This is a genomic window from Actinoplanes sp. NPDC049118, from assembly GCF_040648555.1.
In the GTDB taxonomy this organism is placed as follows: domain Bacteria; phylum Actinomycetota; class Actinomycetes; order Mycobacteriales; family Micromonosporaceae; genus Actinoplanes.
The window spans coordinates 124,967-140,985 of sequence record NZ_JBEZDY010000002.1 but is presented as its reverse complement, the minus strand read 5'-3'; the positions used below and the strand labels follow the sequence as shown (position 1 = coordinate 140,985).

Genomic DNA, 16,019 nt, shown 5'->3' with positions numbered 1-16,019 from the left:
GCACGAAGCTCCGTGCGGGTCAGGCCGGTCGAGCCCGCGCCCCGGCGCAACAAGGTCCTCGCCTTCGTCCGCTCCGGGCTGCGCGACATCAGCGTCTCGCGCCCGGCGGCCCGGGCCGGCGGCTGGGGCATCCCGGTGCCCGGCGACCCGGAGCAGGTCATCCACGTCTGGTGGGACGCCCTGGCGAACTACGTCACCGCCCTCGGCGACGACGCGTACTTCCAGCGCTGGTGGCCGGGCTCGACCGACGCGCTGCGCTGGTGGCTGCTGCGGGAGATCGCGCCCGTGTGCGCGGAGCTGCTCGGCATCTGCCACGTCCTGGCCGGCGAGCTGCGCCCATTCCTGCCCTCGGGCGCCGAACGCCTGTTGGCGCAGCTCGGTTCCGACGGGCCGCCGCGGCCCGTCTTCTTTCCGAGACTCAGACCAGGTCGTTGACGCAGCGCAGCACCGGCCGGGTGGTCAGGGCCGTCGGTTCCAGTCCCGCACCGCCCCGGATGATGAACGTCGCCTGCTCACCGGGTAGCAGCGTCACCACGGCCTCGTCCGCCTCGGTCGCCGGGTCGAGGCGGTCCGGCTGCAGCGTCAGGTCGCGCAGGATGTTGTGCGCGGTGATCTTCACCCGGGCGTCCGCACCCACCGCCTCGAAGGTCGCGTCGAACTTGGCCAGCGGCCACGCGATGTCCTTGTCCTCGGCGAAGAACCACCAGGCCCGAAGGCCGTCCGCCGCCGCGACCAGCAGCTCCTGCGCCGGATCGCCGGCCGCGCCGACGTCCGCGGGCAGGGGCAGGGCGATGACCGAGCCCGGCGCGACGGTCGCCCCGACCGCCACCTCGGCCTCCACGACCCCCGCGAGGGTACGGCGGGAGACCGTCGCCGACAGCGGCCACGGCTCGGCCGAGTCGTTGACCGCCACCAGCGTCGGCACGCCGTCGCGGGGCTGCACGGTGAGCAGCCGCGGCGCGTAGGAGCGGCGCAGGGCGTACCAGAGTGGCTTCTTCCGACCGTCGCCGTCGATCGCCGCCCAGGAGGTCACCGGCCAGCAGTCGTTGAGCTGCCACATGATGGCGCCCATGCAGTACGGCCGCAGGGACCGGAAGTGCTCGATCCCGGCCGACAGCGCCCTGGCCTGGTTGAGCTGGGTCAGGAAGTGCCAGTCGTCGAAGTCGCGCGGCGCCGGCAGGTGGGCGTCGAGGCCGCGCTGCAGCTTGAGGTCGCCGTCGGTCGCCTTCTGGTGCGCCCGCATGCCCGGCGAGTCGCGGGCCAGCGGCTGGTCGGAGAGGGCGCGGCGCAGCGTCGCGTACGCCGGCGGCGCCTGGTAGCCGAACTCCGCGACGAACCGCGGCCGGTACTGCCGGTACTTCAGGTAGTCGTCGGTGTTCCAGACGTCCCAGATGTGCGTCGTCCCGTACGCGGGGTCGTTTGGGTGCCTGTCGTCGCGCCCCGAGTACGGGCTACCGGGCCAGTACGGCCGGCCCGGATCCTCCTCGGCGACGATGCGCGGCAGCACGTCGAAGTAGAACCCGGCACCCCAGGTCCGGTCGCCGAGCTCCTCCTTCCAGCCCCAGTCCTCGTGGCCCCAGATGTTCTCGTTGTTGCCGGTCCACATCATCAGGCTGGGGTGGCTCGACAGCCGCACCACGTTCTCGCGCGCCTCGGCCGCCACCTCGGTCGCGAAGGGCTCCTCCTGCGGGTACGCCGCGCAGGCGAACAGGAAGTCCTGCCCGACCATCAGGCCCAGCGAGTCGGCGAGGTCGTAGAAGTCCTCGGACTCGTACCGGCCGCCGCCCCAGACCCGCAGGTAGTTGATGTTCGCGTCGACCGCCTGTGCGAACCGGGCCGCGAGGCGGTCCCGGGTCACCCGGTTGGCGAAGACGTCGTCGGGTATCCAGTTGACCCCGCGGACGAAGACCGGGACGTCGTTGACGAGCAGCGTGAACGCGCTGCCCCCGGCGTCCGGTGTGGTGTCGACACACACCGACCGGAAGCCGACCCTGCGGGTCCAAGCGTCCAGCGGCTCGGCTTCCGGCCCGGCCAGGGTCACGTCGAGGTCGTAGAGCGGCTGGTCCCCGTACCCCCGGGGCCACCAGAGCAGGGGATCCGCGACGGTGAGTGAGAGGACGGCCTCGTGAGCCTCGGTCCGCACCTCCACGCGCCGGCCGGCGACCGTCGCGGCGAGGGTGACCGGCCCGGGGGTGTCCCGCTCGAGGCGCACGCGCACCTCGACCGTGCCGACGCCGTCGGCCACCGTCACCTGCGGGCGGACCTCGGCCAGCCGCGCGACCGACCAGTTCTGCAGGCCGATGGGCTGCCAGATGCCGGCGGTGACAAGCGTCGGGCCCCAGTCCCAGCCGAAGTTGCAGGCCGTCTTGCGGATGAAGTTGAACGGCTCGGGGTAGGCGTTCGGCCGGGCGCCGAGCCGGTCCCGCTGCGCCTCCGCGTAGCCGTACGCGGATCCGAAGTGGACCCGGAGCTGGTTCTCGCCGTCGCGCAGCACGTCGCGGACGTCGAAGCGGTAGCCGCGGTGCATGTTGGCGGTGCGGCCCAGTTCGACGCCGTTGAGGAAGACCGTGGCGACGGTGTCGAGGCCGGCGCAGACGAGATCCGTCCGGCCGTCGCCGCCGCCGGCGTGCTGGAAGACCGTCTCGTAGACCCAGTCGGTGCGCCCGATCCAGGCGAGCTCCTCCTCGTTGGAGTCCAGGTACGGGTCGTCGATAAGGCCCGCGGCGAGCAGGTCGGTGTGCACGCAGCCGGGCACCGTGGCGGCGACGCTGTCCACGTCGCCGCCGGTGAGCGCCCATCCGTCGTGAAGGGGTCGGTACGAGGTCACGGTTCTCCTCATCAGGACTTGACTGCACCTTCCATGATCCCTCGCACTATCTGCCGCCCGCCCAGCAAGAGCAGCACGAGCAGCGGAACGGTGGCGACGAACGCACCCGCGAGCACCCGGCGGTAGATGACGTAGTTGCCGCTGGCGAGGTCGGAGAGCGCCACCATCGAGGTGGGGAACGGCGTGCCGTTGAGCTGGATCAGCGGCCACTGGAACTCGTTCCACGTCGCCACGAAGGTGAGCAGGCCGAGCACCGCCAGCGCCGGCCGGATCGCCGGCAGCACGATGCTCCAGTACACCCGCATGGTCAGCGCGCCGTCCATCCGCGCGGACTCGACCAGCTCGTCGGGGACCGCGTGCATGATGAACTGGCGCATGTAGAACACGCCGAACGCGCTGACCAGGAACGGCACGATGACCGAGACCAGGGTGCCGTTCCAGCCGAACTTGCCCATCAGGATGTAGAGCGCGACGATGCCCAGCTGGTTGGGGATGGTGAGGGTGAGGATGACCACGATCATCAGCTTGTCGCGGCCGGGGAAGCGCAGCTTGGCGAAGGCGAAGCCGGCCATCGAGCAGAAGAACAGCGTCGACGCCGTCACGACCGCGGAGACGATGAAGCTGTTGATCAGCGACGCGGCGAAGTAGACCTGTTGCAGCGTGAAGACCTCGTGCAGGTTGTTCATCAGTTCGCCGCCGGGTACGACCGTCGGCGGGATCTGCGAAACCGCCTCGTCGTCGCTGGTGGCGATGACGAACATCCAGTACAGCGGGAAGGCGGACAGCGCGAGGAAGGCGGCGAGGCCGAGATAGGTGCGCCAGCCGCCGCGGGTGTCCTGCGGCGCGCGGCCGAGGTCGGCCCGGCGGCGCGGCCTGCGCCGGGATGCGGTCGCGGTCATCGACGTCCTCCTCCGAGGCGGTTCGTCGCCAGGGCGTTCAGGGCGGCGACGATGAGGATGATGAGAAACAGCGCCCACGACATCGCGGCCGCGTACCCGAGGTTGAGGTCCTTCCAGCCGACCTTGTAGATCAGCTGGGCGATGGTCTGCCACTGGTGGTCGGAGCCGCCGGACGCCGCCGCGGGGTTCTCCTCGAACAGCATCGGCTCGTTGAACAGCTGCAGGCCGCCGATGGTCGACAGGACCACCGTGAAGACCAGGACCGGCTGGATCATGGGAACGGTGATGCGCCACAGCTGCCGCCAGGGTCCGGCGCCGTCGACGGCGGCCGCCTCGTAGACGTCCTTCGGGATGGACTGCATCGCCGACAGGTAGAGCAGCGCGTTGTAGCCGATCCACTTCCAGTTCACCATCGTGGCGATGGCGATCCAGGAGCTCCACTTGTACGCGCGCCAGTCCAGCGGCGCGTCCTCGCCGAAGCCGACCAGCGACAGCAGCCAGTTCGCCATGCCGTTGTCCCGGGCGAAGATGACGGCGAAGACCAGCGTCGACGCGGCCACCGGCGTCACGTACGGCAGCAGGACGCCGACGCGCCACCACGCGGTCGCGCGCAGCTTGCGGTTGAGCAGGTTGGCCACCATCAGCGCGATCAGCAGCTGCGGCACGGTCGACAGGATGAAGATGCCGAACGTGTTGACCAGCGCGTTCCAGAAGTCCTCGTCGTGCAGGAGCCGCTCGAAGTTGGCGAGGCCGGCCCAGCCGGTCAGGGTCGGATCGTCGAGCCGCCAGTTGCGCAGCGCCACGATGCCGTTGAAGACGATCGGGAACAGCCCGAAGAGGGCGAAGAGCAGGAAGAACGGGGAGATCAGCAGGTACGGGACGCGCTTGTTGTCGAAGCGGTGCAGCCAGTTGCGGCTCTTGTATCCGGATTTCGGGCTGCGGTGATGCGCCGGCTCGGTCGCTGAGGCCGGCGGCGCGTTGCGGGTCAGGGACACGGCCACTCCTTCCAGTGAGCAGCGGGGCGGCCAGAGTGGCCGCCCCGCCGTCGTTTCGCTTTCAGGAAGCGGCTGCCTTTTCGGCCGCCTTGACCGCCTCGGCCCACGCCGCGCTCGACTTGAGCGAGCCCTGCTGCACGCGGGTGATCACGTTCTCGACCTCGACGCGGGTCGGGCCGTTCTTCTTACCCAGGTACTGCGGCTTCAGAGCCTCGGCCGTGGCGGCGTAGATCTGGCCGGTGGGCGCGTTGCTCATGAACTCCTTCTTGTAGTCCAGCACCGCGGGGTCCTTGTAGAGCTCGGGCTGCGATGGCAGGTTGCCGACCGTCTTGAAGATCCCGATCTGCTGCGCCGGCTGGACCATCCACTCGACGAACTTGTAGGCCTCGTCGACGTTCTTGCCCTGCTTCGGGATGGTCCACCAGGAACCGCCCCAGTTGCCGCCGCCGCCGGGGATCGCGGCGATGTCCCACTTGCCCTTCTGGTCGGGCGCGGTCTCCTGGATGTGACCGAGCATCCAGGCCGGGCAGGCGAGCGTCGCGAACTGGTCCTTCTTGAAGCCCTGGTCCCAGTTCGGCTGGAAGCTGGCGAGGTTGGCCGAGATGCCCGCGTCGATCGCCTTCATGCTGACGTCGAACGCGACCTTGGGGCCGCCCTCCATCTGCAGCTGCTCGGAGGTGTCGTAGAAGCCCTGCGGCTGCTGGGCGAGCACCGGGTTGAACAGGTTGGTGCCGGAGTCGACGAACTTCTTGCCGGTCGCCTTGGTGTACTTCGCACCGGTGGCGATGAACTCGTCCCAGGTCTTCCAGAGGTTGGAGACCGAGTCACGGTCGGTCGGCAGGCCGGCCGCCTTGAACAGGTCGGACCGGTAGCACATGGCCAGGCCGCCGACGTCGGTGCCGAGACCGATCTGCGCCTTGCCGTCGGCGGACAGCGACTGCTGCCACTTCCAGGGGAGGTACTTGGACTCGTAGCTCGCCGCGCCCTTGTCGAGCAGGTTGACGAACTTGTCGGCCTGGCCGCGGAACTGGACCATGAAGCCCTCGTCGATCGCGGAGATGTCGGGCGCACCGGTGCCGGCGACCAGCTTCTTCTGCAGGTCCTCGTGCTGGGCGTTGTACTCGCCCGAGTTGAGCACGATCTTGACGTTCGGGTGGTCCTTCTCGTACTGCGCCTTGAGCGCGTCGAGGCCCATGTCGCCCCAGAAGTTGACCGTCAGGGTGGTCTGCCCTTCGGCGGCCTTGCCACCGCCCTCCAGGCTCTCTCCGCTGCAGCCGGCAATTGCCAGGGTTCCGGCGAGGCCGGCGGCGACAAGCGCCACGCCCCGCTTGGCGAACCGCACAATGCCCACCCGCGGCGGAAAACCCATGCAAGTGCGTTCCATTACTCCTCCACCCATGGGGAAAGTTGTCGAAAGAATTTACTGAACCGGATAAGTGACGTGACCGTATGACGCGCCTCACGGCCTGTCAAGACCGTGTTTCATGTTGATGTCACGTCGCGCATTCAACCGATGTAAGCGCACGTAAACCGGGTTATTTCGGCCCGGGAGCTACCGCAGGGTTACGTGATGGCCTGTGGTCTGCAACACTTAACCGATCAAGTCATCCGTGCTGGCTGGGCCCGAAGCGGCGCGAGGTAGCGTGAGAGCGCTCCACCAGCGCGGTTCTGGCAGGCCTTGCAGAACGACCGTTTCCCGACGGCGGCTGGTGCCGGAGGATGGGTTCTTTGCAGAGAGGGGCACCCGAGTGAAACGGCCGACGATCGCCGACATCGCCCGCCGGGCAGGCGTGTCCAAGGGAGCGGTGTCGTACGCGCTCAACGGCCAGCCGGGCGTCTCCGAGGCGACCCGCCGGCGCATCGTCGCCATCGCACAGGAGATCGGCTTCAACCCGAACAGCGCGGCCCGCGCCCTCTCCGGTGCCAGCGCCCGCGCCGTCGGGCTCACCCTGTGCCGGCCCGCCCGCATACTGAGCATCGAGCCGTTCTTCATGGGCCTGATCAGCGGCTTCGAGCAGGAGCTCGCGGCCCGGTCGTTCGCGCTGACCCTGCAGGTCGTGGCCACCCCGCAGACCGAGATCGAGGTCTACCGCCGCTGGTGGGGCGAGCGCCGGGTCGACGGCGTGTTCGTCACCGACCTCCGGGAGAACGACGTCCGCATCCCGGTGCTGAACGAGCTGCAACTTCCGGCGGTGGTGATCGGCGGCCCGGGCGACACCGGCAAGCTGGCCCAGCTCTGGTCCGACGACGCGGGCGCGATCACCGAGGCGGTCCGCTACCTGATGGCGCTGGGGCACCGGCGCATCGCCCGGGTCGGCGGCCTGCCGGACCTGCTGCACACCCAGACCCGGACCCGGGCGTTCACCGAGGTGTGCGCGTCGCTGGGCCTCAGCGAGGCGGTGACCGTCCCGTCGGACTACACGGGCGAGGAGGGCGGCCGGGCGACCCGCCGCCTGCTGATCAACGCGGAACGCCCGACGGCGATCATCTACGACAATGACGTGATGGCCGTCGCGGGCCTGTCCGTGGCACAGGAGATGGGCCTGTCCGTGCCGGGCGACCTGTCGATCGTCGCCTGGGACGACTCGCCGCTGTGCTCGCTGGTTCATCCGCCGCTGACGGCGCTGACCAGGGACATCGCGGCATATGGCGCGCACGCGGCCCGCCAGCTGCTGGCGGCGATCGCCGGCGAACCGGTGGAGGACGTCGAGGAGGGGACCGCACACCTGACCCCCCGCGGAAGCACCGCCCCGCCCCGGGAGCCCTGACACCCGCCGATCAGAGGCGGTGGGTGTCCAGGTATGCCTCCATGCGCTCGGCCGGCGCCGGCCGGGCCAGGGCGAAACCCTGGCCGTATAGGCAGCCCGCGCGCCGGGCGCGCTCGATCTGCTCCGCGCTCTCCAGGCCCTTGGCGACGATCTCCAGCCCCAGCCGACGGCCCAGGCTGACCACCACGTCGATCACCGCCGGGCCCACCGGCTGCTCGACGGGCGTGTTGACCAGCGCCTGATCGAGCTTAAGCATGTCGACCGGCAGGCGCCGCAGGTGGGACAGCGACGCCTGGCCCGCACCGAAGTCGTCAAGCGCCGCGCGGACGCCCAGCTTCCGCAGACCCGCGAGCGACGCCACGATCGCCGGCACGTCCTCGGCCACCCAGGTCTCCTGCACCTCGACGACGAGGCGCTCCGGCTCGAGCTCGTGGCGGTCCAGGATCTCCGCGACGCGTTCCGGGAAGCGGGCCGTGAGCAGCTCGCGCGGCGCGACGTTCACCGAGAGCCAGTATTCGCTGTTGCCGCCGGTCCAGCCGGACAGGTGCCGGCAGGCCGCGTCGAGCACCCACTCCCCCAGCTCGGCAGTGCAGCCGACCGCGCGGGCGATCGGCAGCAGCTCCGCCGGGAGGATCGTGCCCAGTTTCGGGTGGCGCCAGCGCAGCAGCGCCTCGACGCCGACCGGCTGCTCGTCGCGCAGCGAGACCACCGGCTGGAAGACCAGGTCGAGCTCGCCCCGCTCGACCGCGCCCAGCAGCTCGCGTTCGAGGTCCATCCGGCGGTGCAGCTGGATCTCGACGTCGGTGTCGTACCACTCGACGCGGTCCCGGCCGAGCTGGCAGGCCCGACTGCGGGCCAGGTCGGCGTGGCGCAGGACCTCGTCCGAGTCGCGGCCGCCGGCCAGTTCCGCGAGGCCGACGCTGGTGTGCAGCTCGACGATCGTGCCCGGTAGTCGGTACGGCTCCATCAGCAGCGTCACGATCCGGGTGGCCAGCGCGTAGGCCAGGACCGCGCCGTCCGCCGTGAGCACCGCGAACTCGTCGCCGCCGAGCCGGGCCGCGACGTCCTCCTCGGCGAGCAGGCTGCGGATGCGCCGGCCGACCTCGATCAGCACCGCGTCGCCGGTCTCCCGGCCCCTGCTGTCGTTGATCTCCGCGAGCCCGTGCAGGTCGATCACCAGGACCGTGCCCTGCTGCCCGGCCCGCCGCCGGTACGCGAGCAGGTCGCGCATCAGCGCCCGCCTGTTCGCCAGCCCGGTGAGCTGGTCGGTGTAAGAGAGCCTGTGCAGCGTCCGCTCGAGGTGCCGCCGCTCGCCCACGTCCCGGACGTGCACCACCAGGGCAGCGACCTCGGGCACCGACCGCTGGTCGGCCACCGTGGACTCGGTGTCGCGCCAGACGCCGTGACCGTCGCGCAGCCGCGCGTTGAGCAGCGCGGGAGGCCCGTCGTCGTACTCGCCGGCGAGCAGCGCCTCGATGCCGGCCTGCGCACTCGCGGCGTCGTCCGGGTGGATCAGCTCGATGAACGTGCGGCCGACCACCTCCGAGTCCGCCAGCCCGAAGAGCCGGGCCGCCGCCGGGGACTGCCAGCGGACCGTCAGCCGGTCGTCCAGGACCAGCGTGAGATCGGTGGCCCCGGCGACCAGCGAGCGGAAGTGCGCCTCCTTGGTGCGCAGCTGGCCCGTGTATCGCCGGATGTCGCTGACCACCAGCAGCTCGCGCATCGTCAGGACGGCCACCATGGAGATGCCGAGGACGATCGCGACCTGGTCGAACGGGCCGACGGCGAAGAGGTGGTAGAGCGCCGCCAGCACGCCGATCCCGGCGGGAACCGCCAGCAGCGGATATCCGGAGAGATACAGGTCCTGCTCGCGGGGGGCGATCGAGCCCGGCGGACTGCGCCGGGCTCCGCCCTCGGCGGCGAGCCCGAGGCCCGCGACGATCGGCAGGCCGAAGAGCGCGACGATCCAGCCGTCGAAGCCCCACAGCGCCAGATCGGCCGCCGTGGACAGGGCCACGAGCACGATGATCGCGCCGGCGCCGCAGCGCAGGGCCGCCGGGCGGTGCAGGCGGGCCCGCAGCACGATGACGGTGACGATCGAGACGCCCGTCGCCGCGCACAACGTGCAGGCCAGCGTCGCGTAGGGGGTGTCGCGCAGCGGCCGGACCAGGTACGCGGCGAAGCCGAGGGCGATGCCCAGCCCCAGTCCGTCGAACGCGCGGCGCAGGCGCACCGCGGCGGACGTGGCCGCGCCCGGCAGCAGCATCGTGCCGAGGACGAAGAGCGCGGCGACCACGCCCACCCCGACCGCGAGCCAGACGCCGAGGCCCGGCGGCTCGAAGTAGAGCAGGACGGCGGTCGCGCCGGTGGCGAGGGCGGCCATGCCGATGAAGCCCGCTCCCCGGCAGGCCGCGAACGTGCCGTCCCGGTGATGGATCGCCAGGGCCGCGTCGACAAGCACCACGGTGGCCCAGAGCGCGACGCCGCCGACCCCGATCGCCAGGGCGGCCCGGCCGGGGACGAGGCCGGCCAGGGCCGCGAGGAGCACGAGCCCGCCGGCGACCGGCGCGACCAGGAACGCCACCCGGTGTTGCCGGGTGCCGGTACGCGCTGGGGGCTGCACTGCCACGTGGGGCGTGATCCTCTGCGTGTTTCGGGGGGGTGGTGGTAGGTGACGGCGGGAAGGAGGTCCACCGCACCCACATCGGATAACGAGCGTTCCCCGGACAGGTTACGTGCGTCGGTTCATCCTTCGCACGCTCTGATCGTCGGCTATGGACGGTCAAACGGCAATCAGGTGAAAAGATCCATCAGCTCGTGGGGCCGCGGCCGCGCCGCTTCGCCGGGCCACGGCCCCGCTCGTCAGCCACCGGCCACCGACGGGATGACCTGGATCTCCGCGGCCGCCGGGACGGCCGTCTCCAGGCCGCCGGAGCGACGGCAGTCCTCCCCGTCCACATAGACGTTGACGTAGCGGCGCAGCGTCCCGCCCTCGTCGCGGATCCGGCGCTCGAGGCGCGGCCACCGGTCGCGCACCTCGTCGAGCACCGCCGCGAGCGAGCCGTGCGCGGTCACCTCGAGCCGCGCCGCGCCGCCCGCCTCCGCCCGCAGCACACCCGGGATCAGCAGGGTCGGCATCAGAACGTCGCCGCCCGGACGCAGAGGACGTCGCTCAGGTGCGCCGCGACGGACGACCAGGTCTCCCCCTCGTCGCGGCTGGCGAACACCTCACCCGAACGGGTGCCGAAGTAGACGCCGGCCGGCTCCGCGTCGTCCGCGCACATCGCGTCGCGCAGCACGCCCACGTGGAACGGCTCGGCGGGCAGGCCGGCCTGTTGCGGCTGCCAGGTGTCGCCGGCGTCGGTCGACCGGAAGACCCGGCAGTGCTGATCGACCGGCTCCCGCTGCCCGTCGCTGACCAGCGGGAAATTCCAGATCATGCCGCCGCGCCGGGGGTGCGCGACGATCGGGAAGCCGAAGTCGGCGGGCAGGGTGTCCGCGATGGTCTGCCAGGTGCCGCCGCCGTCGACCGAGCGGTAGACGCCGTGATGGTTCTGCGCGTAGAAGCGGTCCGGGTCGGCGCCGTCGCGGGCGACCTTATGCACGCACTGGCCGAACTCGGGCCACGGGTCGGGCAGGAAGTAGGCCTTGATGCCCTCGTTGGACGGCGCCCAGGAGGCGCCGCCGTCGGCGGTGCGGTAGACGCCGCCGGTGGACATCGCGACGAGCACCCGCTGCGGGTCGTCGGGGTGCGGCAGGATCGTGTGTATCGCCTGGCCGCCGAAGCCCGCGCCCCACTCGGGCCGGTGCGGGTGGTCCCACAGCGCGCGGACCAGCTCATAGGTGCGGCCGCCGTCCTCGGAGCGGAAGAGCGCCGAGGGCTGCACGCCGGCGTAGACGACGTCTCCCGCGGCCGGGACGATCTGCCAGACCCGCTCGACCGCCGCGCCGGCGTCCGCGGGGAAGGCGAGCGGAGCCTTGTCCGGCTCCTGCCAGGTCTCGCCGAGATCGTCGCTGATCGCGACGCTCGGGCCGAAATGGGAGCTCTCCAGGCCGACGAGCAGCCGGGGCGCGGCGCCCCGGTTGTCGATCGCGACGGCGTAGATCGAGTGCCCGGAGAAGTGTGCGGAGCCGATCTTCCAGCTCTGCCGGTCGTCGTCACTGGTGGCCAGGAACAGGCCCTTCTTGGTGCCGATGGCGAGTAGCTCGGTCATGGCAGGCAGTATGCGCGGCAGGTCCGACAGGAATGCCGCATCCGGCGGGTGCGAGGATGACCGACGTGAGTCGAAAGCCCGTCCTGCGCGTCCGCAAGTCCGGCGCCCTCATCGTCGCCGCGCTGATCGCGTTCGTCGGCACCCTGCCGTTCGCGGGGGCCCGCTGGCAGCTGGCCCCGATCCTGCTGATCCCCCTCGCGGTCCTGGTCTGGTCCCTGCGGGCGGGCACGGACGTGGACGCCGAGGGCCTGCGGGTCCGGGCGCTGCTCGGCACCACGGACATTCCGTGGTCCCGGGTCGCCGAGCTGGCCCCGGACGACCGCCGGCGGGTCTCGGCGCTGCTCACGGACGGCAGGGTGATCCGGCTGACCGGGGTCACCACGGCCAACCTGCCGGCCGTGATCGCCGCCAGCGGGCGGAAGCTGGACGACGCGGACGGCTCAGTAGCCGTCGACGACCCGGTTGACGAGCGGCTCTCCGGCGGCGAACCGGCGTAGCTGGTCGCCGACGAGGCGGTAGGCGCGCGGCAGCAGGCCCGCCACCGTGCCGCCGATGTGCGGGGTGATGAACACGTTGGGCAGCCGCCAGAGCGGGTGATCGGCGGGCAGCGGTTCCGGGTCGGTGACGTCCAGCGCCGCGGAGATGCGCCCGGAGACGAGCTCGGCCACCAGCGCGCCGGTGTCCACGACCGGCCCGCGCGCGGCGTTCACCAGCAGCGCCCCGTCGGGCAGGGCGGCCAGGAACGCCGCGTCGACCAGGCCCCGGGTCCGGTCGGTCAACGGCACGACCAGGACCACCACCTCCGCGTACGGCAGCAGCGCGCTCAGCTCGTCGACGGCGTGCACGTCCCGCTCCGGCCGCGCCGTACGGGCGACGCGGGTCACCGTCACGCCGAACGGGGCCATCCGCTCCTCGATGGCCCGGCCGATCGACCCGGCGCCGACGATCAGCACCCGCCGGCCGGTCAGCTCGGGCGCCGGCGTCGGCGCGCCCGGCGCCCACTCCCGCCGCTCCTGCGCCCGGGCGAAGGCCGGGAACCCCCGCAGCGTGCCGATCGCGGCGCCGACCACCCACTCGGAGACCGAGGCGTCGTGCACACCCCGGGCGTCACAGAGCTGGACGCCGGGCGGCACGCGGCCGACCCAGTTGTCCGCGCCCGCGGAGAGCAGCTGGACGACCTCGAGGCCGGTGAGCCTCGGCAGCAGGTCGGCCGCCCGTACCTTCGCGGTGAACGGCGGCACCCAGAACCGGACGCCCGCGGGGTCGGACGGCCACGTGACCGCGTCGGCACAGACCTCGACCTCGACGCCGGCCGGCAGCTCGCCGAGCAGTTCCCGGCCCTTCTCATGGGCGATCCAGACCCTCACCGCCCCAAACTAGCGGGGCCGGTGCCGGTGCGCCCCGTCGATCGATCGAGGCGTTCCGGACGTCCCCGCGGACACGGCTACCCTGGACCGGGAAACGAGGAGGTCGGTGTGATCAAGCGCAGTCCCCGGGTCCGCACGGGTGCCGTGACGCTGGGTGCCCTGACGCTGGCCACCGTGCTGGCCCTGACCACCGCGTGCAGCTTCGGCCCGCCCGATCCCGACGTCGCCGGCGAGCCGCCGAACCTGCCGACCCCGTCCGTCTCCGCCGGCCCGGACAGCGCCGAGGAGCGCGCCGCCGCCGTCACCGTCCTGGCCAAGGGCCTCGAGGTGCCGTGGGGGCTGGCGTTCCTGCCCGACGGGGGCGCGCTGGTCACCGAGCGGGACACCGCCCGGATCCTGCGGGTCGGCCCCGGGTCCGACGCCGAGGGCCTCAAGGTCACCGAGGTGCAGCGCCTCTCCGAGCCCGAGCCCGGCGGCGACGGTGGCCTGCTCGGCATCGCCGTGTCCCCGAAGTACGCGCAGGACGGCACCGTCTTCGTCTACTACTCGACGGCGAAGGACAACCGCGTCGCGAAGCTCAAGCTCAAGGGCAAGCCGCAGCCGATCCTCACCGGCATCCCCCGCTCGCGCAACGACAACGGCGGCCAGCTCGCCTTCGGCCCCGACGGCTTCCTGTACGTGACCACCGGCGACGGCACCGCCGGCGCGAGTGCGCAGAACCCGAAGAGCCTCGGCGGCAAGATCCTGCGGATCACGACCGCCGGCAAGCCGGCACCGGGCAACCCCGTCAAGGACTCGCCTGTCTGGTCCTCCGGTCACCGCAACGTGCAGGGCATAGCCTGGGACGCGGGCAAGAAGATGTACGCCAGCGAGTCCGGCCAGCGGACCAACGGCGAGCTGAACGTGATTCAGAAGGGCAAGAACTACGGCTGGCCCAAGATCGACGGCAAGGGCTCGGACGCGAAATTCATCAACCCCCTGGTGAGCTGGCCGATCGAGGACTCGTACTGCTCGGGTGTCGCGACCCTGGAGAGCATGATCGCGACGGCCTGCCTGCAGGGCCAGCGGCTGTGGATGGTCGACGTCACGGGCAACGGCACCCTGCTGGGCCGGCCACACGAGCTGCTCGCCGGCGAGTACGGGCGCCTTCGCGGCCTGATCGCCGCGCCGGACGGCTCGCTCTGGGTCACCACCTCCAACCAGGAGGAAGGCGGCGAGCCGGGCCCGGACGACGACATGATCATCCGGTTGGTGTTCTCGGGCGGCGGTGCCGGCCTGAGCTGACGGACGTAACCGTCCGACGATCCGGCACACGGGGGGCAGGTGAGCCGTTGACCATGAACGAGAAGATCTCTGTGGCGGCCGCCGCGGTACGCCGGACCTGGGCGCGCCCGTGGGCTCACCGTCTCCGCATCTGGGCCGCCGTCCTGGCCGTCAGCCTGCTCGGCGTCTTCGTCGGCACGATGCTGTTCGCGCAGTCCCAGATAGCCGTCGGCCCGTTCCGCGCCGACATGTCGATCAGCCCGTCGATCAAGGGCGGCACCGAGGTGGACATCCCACCGCTGGGCTCGCTGCACCTCGACAGCCACGACGGCCCCATCCATCTCAAGGTCGACCTGGGCGCCCTCGACCAGGAGCGCACCGAGGCCCTGATCGACGATCCGACGGCGATCAGCGCGGCCGGCCAGTCGGCGGTCGACGACGTGACAAAGGGCGTGCTGCAGCTCGGGCTGCGCGCGATGGGCGCGGCGATCGTCTGCGCGCTGATCCTCTCGGCGCTGATCTTCCGGAACATCCGCCGGGTGGCGGCCGCGGGCATCCTGGCGCTGGTGGTGACCGGCGGCAGCCTGGCGCTCGCGGTGGGTACCATCCGCCCGGACTCGGTCAGCGAGCCCCGCTACGAGGGCCTGCTGGTCAACGCGCCCGCGGTGGTCGGTGACGCGCGGCGCATCGCCGACAACTACGGCCGCTACTCCGACCAGCTCCAGCAGCTCGTCAGCAACGTCAGCCGCATCTACACCACGGTCTCGGCGCTGCCGGTCTTCGATCCCGCGGGCAACACGACCCGCCTGCTGCACGTCTCCGACCTGCATCTGAACCCGAGCTCCTGGGGCGTGATCGAGACGGTCATCAAGCAGTGGGACATCGACGCCGTGGTCGACACGGGTGACATCGTCGACTGGGGCAGCGGCGCCGAGACGTCGTACGTCAGCGCGATCGGGCAGCTCGGGGTGCCGTACATCTATGTGCGGGGCAACCACGACTCGCTGGCCATCCAGGCCGCGGTCGCCCGGCAGAAGAACGCGAAGGTGCTGGACGACTCGATGGTCACCGTCAACGGCCTGACCATCGCGGGCATCGGCGACCCGGAATTCACTCCGGACAAGAGCGAGAATCCGCCGGGCAACGCGGACGATCTCGGCTCGTCACCCATGCTGGCCAGCGGCGAGAAGCTGGCGACGACGATCCGGGAGTCGAAGACGAAGGTGGGCATGGCGATGGTGCACGACCCGGCGATGGCGCCCCCGCTGTCCGGTGTGGTGCCGCTGGTGCTGGCCGGGCACCTGCACAAGCGCGAGGTCAGGATGCTGGCCGCGCCCGCGCTCGAGGCCTCCCCCTCGGCCGCGCCGACGCCGGTGCCGTCGCCGTCGGCCACGACGCAGGCGCCTATGGAGACCCGGCTGATGGTGCAGGGCTCGACCGGCGGGGCGGGCCTGCGCGGGCTGGAGGACGACGAGCCGACGCCGCTCATGATGTCGGTGCTGTACTTCGACGAGAACCAGGCGCTGAAGGCCTACGACGACATCCAGCTGGGTGGCACGGGCGAGCAGAACGTGACGATGCAGCGAAAGGTGATCGGCACCGAGCCGGAGCCGACCACGAACCCGTCGGTCTTCAGCGGCGTGACCCCGGCCATCAGGCCGAACAACCCGCCGCCGAGCCGCTGAG

13 protein-coding genes are annotated in these 16,019 nt (G+C 71.3%); 5 read left to right on the top strand and 8 right to left on the bottom strand.

All coding sequences use genetic code 11. The features are described 5' to 3' along the window. The first annotated feature begins 12 nt into the window (after nucleotides 1–12). Entirely contained in the window at nucleotides 13–435 is a 423-nt protein-coding gene (locus AB0B58_RS03155; protein WP_360216597.1) for a class I tRNA ligase family protein, read from the top strand. On the opposite strand, the gene AB0B58_RS03150 is transcribed toward AB0B58_RS03155, so the two are convergent. From AB0B58_RS03150 to AB0B58_RS03135, 4 genes are all read right to left on the bottom strand, one after another. Further along, complete coding sequence (locus tag AB0B58_RS03150; protein ID WP_360216594.1) at nucleotides 419–2,827, bottom strand: glycosyl hydrolase 2 galactose-binding domain-containing protein; 2,409 nt, start codon at nucleotides 2,825–2,827, stop codon at nucleotides 419–421. The genes AB0B58_RS03155 and AB0B58_RS03150 overlap by 17 nt on opposite strands. Nucleotides 2,828–2,838: 11 nt before the next feature. Further along, nucleotides 2,839–3,726 (bottom strand): carbohydrate ABC transporter permease, encoded by an 888-nt coding sequence (locus tag AB0B58_RS03145; RefSeq protein WP_360216591.1) that lies wholly within the window; start codon nucleotides 3,724–3,726, stop codon nucleotides 2,839–2,841. Next, nucleotides 3,723–4,631 carry a sugar ABC transporter permease gene (locus AB0B58_RS03140; RefSeq protein ID WP_360217451.1) on the bottom strand — a complete coding sequence of 303 codons (909 nt, stop codon included), beginning with the start codon at nucleotides 4,629–4,631 and terminating at the stop codon, nucleotides 3,723–3,725. Before AB0B58_RS03140 ends, AB0B58_RS03145 begins: the two co-directional genes overlap by 4 nt. A 151-nt stretch (nucleotides 4,632–4,782) precedes the next feature. Continuing rightward, complete coding sequence (locus AB0B58_RS03135; RefSeq protein ID WP_360216588.1) at nucleotides 4,783–6,090, bottom strand: extracellular solute-binding protein; 1,308 nt, start codon at nucleotides 6,088–6,090, stop codon at nucleotides 4,783–4,785. 379 nt (nucleotides 6,091–6,469) lie between these two features. Between AB0B58_RS03135 and AB0B58_RS03130 the strand changes: the two genes are divergently transcribed. Next, nucleotides 6,470–7,489 (top strand): LacI family DNA-binding transcriptional regulator, encoded by a 1,020-nt coding sequence (locus AB0B58_RS03130; protein WP_360216585.1) that lies wholly within the window; start codon nucleotides 6,470–6,472, stop codon nucleotides 7,487–7,489. Nucleotides 7,490–7,499: 10 nt separating this feature from the next. On the opposite strand, the gene AB0B58_RS03125 is transcribed toward AB0B58_RS03130, so the two are convergent. The 3 genes from AB0B58_RS03125 to AB0B58_RS03115 all read right to left on the bottom strand — a co-directional run bounded on the left by AB0B58_RS03125 (nucleotide 7,500) and on the right by AB0B58_RS03115 (nucleotide 11,703). Further along, entirely contained in the window at nucleotides 7,500–10,118 is a 2,619-nt protein-coding gene (locus AB0B58_RS03125) for a bifunctional diguanylate cyclase/phosphodiesterase (protein ID WP_360216582.1), read from the bottom strand. A gap of 233 nt (nucleotides 10,119–10,351) precedes the next feature. After that, entirely contained in the window at nucleotides 10,352–10,627 is a 276-nt protein-coding gene (locus AB0B58_RS03120) for a MoaD/ThiS family protein (protein WP_360216579.1), read from the bottom strand. After that, the gene (locus AB0B58_RS03115; RefSeq protein WP_360216576.1) at nucleotides 10,627–11,703 is read right to left on the bottom strand and encodes an exo-alpha-sialidase; all 1,077 of its coding nucleotides are present in this window, start codon (nucleotides 11,701–11,703) and stop codon (nucleotides 10,627–10,629) included. The genes AB0B58_RS03120 and AB0B58_RS03115 overlap by 1 nt, the downstream gene beginning before the upstream one ends. Before the next feature lie 65 nt (nucleotides 11,704–11,768). Here AB0B58_RS03115 and AB0B58_RS03110 point away from each other — a divergent pair, with 65 nt between their 5' ends. After that, a complete protein-coding gene (locus AB0B58_RS03110; protein WP_360216573.1) occupies nucleotides 11,769–12,200 on the top strand; it encodes a PH domain-containing protein in 432 nt (143 codons plus the stop codon). On the opposite strand, the gene AB0B58_RS03105 is transcribed toward AB0B58_RS03110, so the two are convergent. Next, nucleotides 12,144–13,070 (bottom strand): 2-hydroxyacid dehydrogenase, encoded by a 927-nt coding sequence (locus AB0B58_RS03105; RefSeq protein ID WP_360216570.1) that lies wholly within the window; start codon nucleotides 13,068–13,070, stop codon nucleotides 12,144–12,146. The genes AB0B58_RS03110 and AB0B58_RS03105 overlap by 57 nt on opposite strands. 144 nt (nucleotides 13,071–13,214) lie before the next feature. Between AB0B58_RS03105 and AB0B58_RS03100 the strand changes: the two genes are divergently transcribed. After that, nucleotides 13,215–14,354 (top strand): PQQ-dependent sugar dehydrogenase, encoded by a 1,140-nt coding sequence (locus AB0B58_RS03100; protein WP_360217448.1) that lies wholly within the window; start codon nucleotides 13,215–13,217, stop codon nucleotides 14,352–14,354. A 53-nt stretch (nucleotides 14,355–14,407) separates the two neighbouring features. Continuing rightward, a complete protein-coding gene (locus tag AB0B58_RS03095; RefSeq protein WP_360216567.1) occupies nucleotides 14,408–16,018 on the top strand; it encodes a metallophosphoesterase in 1,611 nt (536 codons plus the stop codon). Nucleotide 16,019 lies beyond the last annotated feature (1 nt).

Excerpts from the sequence above, each read along its gene's own strand:
- AB0B58_RS03145 (WP_360216591.1), bottom strand. The coding sequence starts at position 3,726 with ATGACCGCGACCGCATCCCGGCGCAGGCCGCGCCGCCGGGCCGACCTC.
- AB0B58_RS03135 (WP_360216588.1), bottom strand. The coding sequence starts at position 6,090 with ATGGGTTTTCCGCCGCGGGTGGGCATTGTGCGGTTCGCCAAGCGGGGC.
- AB0B58_RS03120 (WP_360216579.1), bottom strand. The coding sequence starts at position 10,627 with ATGCCGACCCTGCTGATCCCGGGTGTGCTGCGGGCGGAGGCGGGCGGC.
- AB0B58_RS03115 (WP_360216576.1), bottom strand. The coding sequence starts at position 11,703 with ATGACCGAGCTACTCGCCATCGGCACCAAGAAGGGCCTGTTCCTGGCC.
- AB0B58_RS03095 (WP_360216567.1), top strand. The coding sequence starts at position 14,408 with ATGAACGAGAAGATCTCTGTGGCGGCCGCCGCGGTACGCCGGACCTGG.